The 6,242-nt window shown below is 48.3% G+C and carries 3 protein-coding genes and 1 rRNA gene; 3 read left to right on the forward strand and 1 reads right to left on the reverse strand.

Translation table 11 applies throughout. The features are described 5' to 3' along the window. Window positions 1-13 precede the first annotated feature (13 nt). Window positions 14-3,910, forward strand: a complete 3,897-nt coding sequence (purL, locus tag FJM67_RS11685; protein WP_140589497.1) for a phosphoribosylformylglycinamidine synthase — start codon at window positions 14-16, stop codon at window positions 3,908-3,910. Window positions 3,911-3,944: 34 nt separating this feature from the next. Here the strand turns inward: purL and FJM67_RS11690 are convergent, their stop codons facing one another. Further along, window positions 3,945-4,826: a LysR substrate-binding domain-containing protein gene (locus FJM67_RS11690; protein WP_140589499.1), complete on the reverse strand. Its 882-nt coding sequence runs from the start codon at window positions 4,824-4,826 to the stop codon at window positions 3,945-3,947. A gap of 106 nt (window positions 4,827-4,932) precedes the next feature. On the opposite strand from FJM67_RS11690, the gene FJM67_RS11695 reads away from it, so the two are divergent. Next, a complete protein-coding gene (locus FJM67_RS11695) occupies window positions 4,933-5,799 on the forward strand; it encodes an urea carboxylase-associated family protein (RefSeq protein WP_140589501.1) in 867 nt (288 codons plus the stop codon). Between the two features lie 364 nt (window positions 5,800-6,163). Then, window positions 6,164-6,242 (forward strand): 16S ribosomal RNA (locus FJM67_RS11700); the annotation flags it as partial.

Here is a 6,242-nt window from a genome sequence, read left to right on the forward strand (position 1 = left end):
GGCTAAACTCGACATGCTAACTCTGCATGGTTCCGCAGCGCTATCGGCGTTCCGTAAATCCAAGTTGTTAGCAGGCTTGCAAGACCTGCTTCCCTCCATCACTGATGTTGATGCCCAATTTCTGCACTTCGTTGAACTTAACGAAGGCGTTGAGCTAACCGCTGAACAACACTCAGTACTTGAACAAGCTCTGACTTACGGACCCAAATCAGCGCCGATCCAAGCATCAAGCCATTTTGTGCTAGTGGTGCCACGCTTGGGTACTATTTCGCCATGGTCTTCGAAGGCGACGGATATTTTGCATAACTGCGGTTTGAACGGTATCGCCCGAGTTGAGCGTGGTGTTCAGTATTTTCTTCATGCTGAATCTGAATTGACGGCTGCTGACTTACAAGCCGCAGCGACCCTATTGCATGACCGCATGACCGAAAGTGTGTTACCAACCTTAGATGTGGCTGAGGTCATGTTTAGCCATGCAACGCCTGCTCCAATGACCAGTGTTGATGTGCTAGGTGGTGGCCGTGACGCTTTGGTAGAAGCAAATCAGAAACTAGGTTTAGCCCTTGCAGAAGATGAAATCGACTACTTGGTTGAGTCATTTAAGGAATTGGGGCGTAACCCAAATGACGTAGAGCTAATGATGTTTGCTCAAGCAAACTCCGAGCACTGCCGTCACAAGATTTTTAACGCGTCTTGGACCATCGATGGCGTAGAGCAAGAGCGCTCTTTGTTCAAGATGATCAAGAATACCCACGAACATAACCCTGACGGCACTTTGTCTGCGTACAAAGACAACGCCGCGGTGATGGAAGGCCACAAAGCAGGCCGTTTCTTCCCGAACTCTGAAACTCGCGAATACGATTTCTCCCAAGAGAACATCGATATTCTGATGAAGGTTGAAACCCACAACCACCCAACCGCAATTGCGCCATTTGCCGGTGCGGCGACAGGTTCTGGTGGTGAGATCCGTGACGAAGGTGCGACCGGTATCGGTGCCAAGCCTAAAGCGGGCCTAACGGGCTTTACCGTTTCTGATCTTAAAATTCCTGGCTTCGAACAACCGTGGGAAAGCCAGTACGGCAAGCCAAGCCGTATTGTTACCCCGCTAGACATCATGATTGAAGGCCCTATCGGTGGTGCGGCATTTAACAACGAATTTGGCCGTCCCAACTTGCTTGGTTACTTCCGTACTTTTGAGCAAAAAGTGCAGGGTCCAACTGGCGAAGAAGTACGTGGTTACCACAAGCCAATCATGCTGGCGGGCGGTATCGGTAACATCCGTCGTGAGCATGTAGAAAAGGGTGAGATTGCCGTAGGAGCCAAACTGGTTGTGCTCGGTGGTCCTGCCATGTTGATCGGCCTCGGTGGCGGTGCGGCCTCCTCTATGGCGTCTGCCGATGGTAACGAAGATCTAGACTTTGCTTCTGTACAACGTGGCAACCCAGAAATGGAGCGCCGTTGTCAGGAAGTGATTGACCGTTGCTGGCAGCTTGGCGACAAGAACCCAATCAGTTTTATCCATGACGTGGGTGCCGGTGGTCTATCTAACGCCTTGCCTGAACTTGTAAAAGACGGCGAGCGCGGTGGCAAGTTCGATCTACGCAAAGTATTGAATGACGAACCGGGTATGTCACCACTAGAAATCTGGTGTAACGAATCTCAAGAACGCTACGTTCTTGCGATTCCTGCTGATCGTATCGACGAATTTGCAGCGATCTGTGAGCGTGAGCGTTGTCCATTTGCTGTAGTAGGTGAAGCGAAGGAAGAACTACACCTAGAAGTAGAAGATCCACACTTTGACAACAGCCCAGTTGACCTACCAATGTCTGTGCTATTTGGTAAACCACCTAAGATGCACCGTGAAGCCACTAAAGCAGACGTGAAAGGCGATGACTTTGACGGTTCTGAGGTTGAGTTGGCGGAAGCCGCGAAGCGTGTGCTTAGCCTACCAACTGTTGCCTCTAAGAGCTTCTTGATTACCATCGGTGACCGTACTATCACAGGTATGGTGGCCCGTGATCAAATGGTGGGTCCTTGGCAAGTGCCAGTAGCAGACGTTGCGGTAACGACTTCGTCACTAGATAGCTACACCGGTGAAGCCATGACCATGGGAGAGCGTACTCCTGCAGCGCTATTGAATGCACCAGCGTCTGGTCGTATGGCAGTAGGTGAAGCGCTAACCAACTTAGCGGCGGCGAAAATCACCAAACGTAGCCACATTAAGCTATCTGCTAACTGGATGGCGGCTGCGGGTCACGCGGGTGAAGACGAGAAGCTATACCAAACGGTTAAAGCCGTCGGTATGGAACTGTGTCCTGCACTGGATATCGCGATCCCAGTGGGTAAAGATTCCATGTCTATGAAGACAGTATGGAAAGAAGACGGTGTAGAAAAAGCGGTTACTTCACCATTGTCTCTAGTGATTTCAGCGTTTGCGCCAGTGGAAGATGTTCGTAAGACGCTAACGCCTGAGCTTAAGAAAGCAGACAGCCAATTAATCCTTCTAGATCTTGGTGCGGGTCAAAACCGTTTAGGTGGTTCGGTACTTGCGCAAGTCTTCAATAAAGTAAGTAACGCAACACCTGACGTAGACAGTGCAGCAGTATTGGCTGGTTTCTTCGATACCACTCAAACTTTGAATGGCGAAGGTAAGTTACTGTCTTACCATGACCGTTCCGACGGTGGTCTATTTGCAACACTAGTAGAGATGTCTTTCGCGAGTCACATTGGTCTAGATGTTGATCTAACGAACGTAGCTAAAGACAAAGCATCTCTAGCAGCAGCACTGTTCAACGAAGAACTAGGTGCGGTGATCCAAGTTGCGAACAGCGAAGTGGGTGCAGTACTAGCAGCTTACCAAGCAGCGGGTGTTTCTGCGACAGCGGTGGCGACACTAAACGATAGCGATACCTTGAACTTCGCTTTCCAAGGCGAGCAAGTGCTTTCTCAAGATCGTATCACTTGGCAGCGTACTTGGTCTGAAACAAGCTACCGTATCCAAGCGCTACGTGATAACCCTGATTGTGCCCAGCAAGAATTCGATAACTTGCTAGATGCGAAAGACCCAGGTCTTTCTGCGAAACTAAGTTTCGATATTAATGCGGATATTGCCGCACCTTACATCAATACGGGTGCGAAACCACGCATGGCCGTATTGCGTGAGCAAGGTGTAAACGGTCAAGTGGAAATGGCAGCAGCCTTCCATAAAGCAGGCTTCAACCCAGTTGACGTACACATGAGTGATATTCTGTCTGGTCGAGTTTCTCTAGAAGAATTCCACGGTCTAGTGGCGTGTGGTGGTTTCTCTTACGGTGACGTACTAGGTGCAGGTGAAGGTTGGGCGAAGTCTATCCTGTTTAACTCACGTGCCCGGGAGCAGTTTGAAGCCTTCTTCAACCGTCAAGAAACCTTCTCACTAGGTATCTGTAACGGTTGTCAGATGCTATCTAACTTGCATGACCTGATTCCAGGTGCGCAAAACTGGCCGAAGTTCGTACGTAACCAATCGGCACAGTTCGAAGCACGTCTAGTGCAAGTAGAAGTGAAAGAGTCTAACTCTGTTCTGCTAGCGGACATGGCAGGTTCTATCATGCCAATCGCGGTTGCCCACGGTGAAGGTCAAACGGAATACCGTGATGCCGCACACAAAGGTATCCTGCAAGCAAATAGTCAAGTAGCGCTGCAATTTGTTGATCATTACGGTCAAGCGACTGAGCGTTACCCATTCAACCCGAACGGTTCTTCTGAAGGTATCACAGGTGTTACCTCTGAAGACGGTCGTGTCACTATCATGATGCCTCACCCAGAGCGTGTTTACCGTGCGGTCCAACACAGCTGGAAGCCTGAAGGCTGGCAAGAGCAAGGTCCTTGGTTGCGTCTATTCCAAAACGCACGCAAGTTCCTCGGCTAATATCGGCATGTGTCACAAGTCTGACAACAGCCCATCACTGATACAGTGATGGGCTGTTTGTTTTTTTATCGAAGAGTAAATGCTCCACGAGTGCGTTAACCTCCCTTTGAGCATAACGATTTTGCTCAATGCCATAGTAGCGTCCAATATTGCCCTTGCGTTGAGACAAGGCCACCAAACTACCTGCTTCTAATTCATTTCTTATCAACTCGGCTGGGCAAAGGGCGATACCTTGAGCCGCTAACGTTGCCATTTTTAATAGATGGAAGTCTTCATATAGGGTTTGGGCATGGGGAGTTAGAGTCAGATTCTGATCGGCAAACCATTGCTGCCAGCTCGTGCTGTCTTGATCGTGTAATAAGTCAGCTTGCAAAAATTCTTCTGGCTTATCGAGAGAGTTATGTTGGCTTAGGTAAATAGGACTACAAACAGGGAGAGTTTCACCGGAAAAAATCTTGTGCACGGGATTGGGGATAGTTTGATTTAGGGTGAAGGCGCCGATGCGCACGCTGGATTCATCTAAATATTCTGGGCTAGATGAAAAATAACGGATTGCGAGATTGATATCAGGGTTAGTCTGCTGAAAAGGGATAAGCCGCGGGAGTAGCCAAGGCTCAAGCAAGGATGGAAGACAAAAAATGGTCAAGGATCGACTTTGTTGCAGTGGGCGTTTAACGACTTGATCGATATGATCAAAAGAGGGAGAGAGTTGTTCGATCAGTGTTCGGGCTTCCGGGGTTAAACGAACATTTCTGCCAGCCTTATACACTAGGGTGAAGCCAAGTTGTGACTCAAGTCGTTTGATCTGGTGACTAATGGCTGATTCCGTAAGGTGCAGCTGTTCCGAGACCTGCCTTAATGTACCTAGCCTAGCAATTAAATGGAGTGTGTAGAGCGCTGCGTAAGGAACCTTCATTTCTTAAAACCTGAATTATTGTCAAGTATCTTGACTAAAAGTCATTTTTTTAAAGTGTGGCGGTAATTTAGTCTGAGTCAATCAAAAACGTAGCGGAGCATTACCCATGGCTAAAGTTGAAGCAGCATATCGAGCAGGACCAGGCTCAAAGTTATCTGTCGATATAGAGTTTTATGACTCATTAAAAGAAGGTAAGGCGAAGCGGACACTCGTTGAAACGGTGAATATTCCGATTCGTGAAGGCAAAGCTTGGCAAGTGCCAGCGGGTCATATTTTCCGCATACGTGTACCCGAGGGGCCACAAGTTGGCGACTTTAATATGTGGAATTTACATGACCCCCGCGAGCGTATGTGGGCGTCACGCACGCGCCAACTTCAACGAGCTCATGTCAGCACCTATGATCGCATTTGGTCAACGTTACCATTTCTGCGTCCGATGGCGACCATCATCGATGATACTCTGGCAAACTACGGACAGGACGAGCAAGGGGGAAGAGTGCACGATCTATTAGGCACTCGTTGTGATCCTTACGTGAATCACCTATTAACCGGTGAAGATTTCGATCATCACTGTCACTCTAATCTAGTGCGAGCGGTGTTACCGTATGGCCTGACCGAGTTCGATGTACACGATGTGCTGAATATCTTTCAGTGTACGGGCCTTAATGAAGACGATAAGTATTTTATGAAAGCCTGTCCGGCGCAGCAGGGAGACTATTTGGAGTTCTTCGCAGAAATTGATCTTCTCTGTGCGTTATCGTGTTGTCCTGGAGGAGACTTATCGGTTGATCTTTGGGGGCCAGATGCAAAAGACCCACTTGCTACCTGTCACAGGTTAGAGGTGGAAATATTTCAAGTTGACCCGAGCGCCTTAGAAGGGTGGTGTGAGCCAAAAAGTCCGGCATATAAGGGTGGTCATGGCCTGAAGGTCCCTTCCATTGACTGGGAAGAAGAGAAAAAGCGTCTTAAATAGACAAATAACTTGCGCAACCGGGTGTGGGAGACTGATTTTTGACCACTTTAGTGGGTGTGAAGCACTTTTTTAAAATAATTGAAAAAAGTGCTTGCGTTAAAAATTCTCGGCTGTAATATACGCACCCACTGACACGGCAGGCCGCTAAGGACTGCAAAACACTAGCTAGATTAGCTTAGTTTGAGGTGTCACCGCTCTTTAAAATAGATAATCAGATAATTTGTGTGGGCGCTCGCTGGAGACTTCTCAAAAAACTTGAAGTCTTATATGAGTGACCATGTCAATTCGCTTTACGTTCTTTAATCTTCGGGTTGAAGAATATGGTTAAAGTCAGACGTGATTCACGAGTTTGAGCAAACTTTTTAAACTGAAGAGTTTGATCATGGCTCAGATTGAACGCTGGCGGCAGGCTTAACACATGCAAGTCGAGCGGTAGCACAGAG

Source organism: Maribrevibacterium harenarium (assembly GCF_006385675.1).
Lineage (GTDB): Bacteria > Pseudomonadota > Gammaproteobacteria > Pseudomonadales > Marinomonadaceae > Marinomonas > Marinomonas harenarium.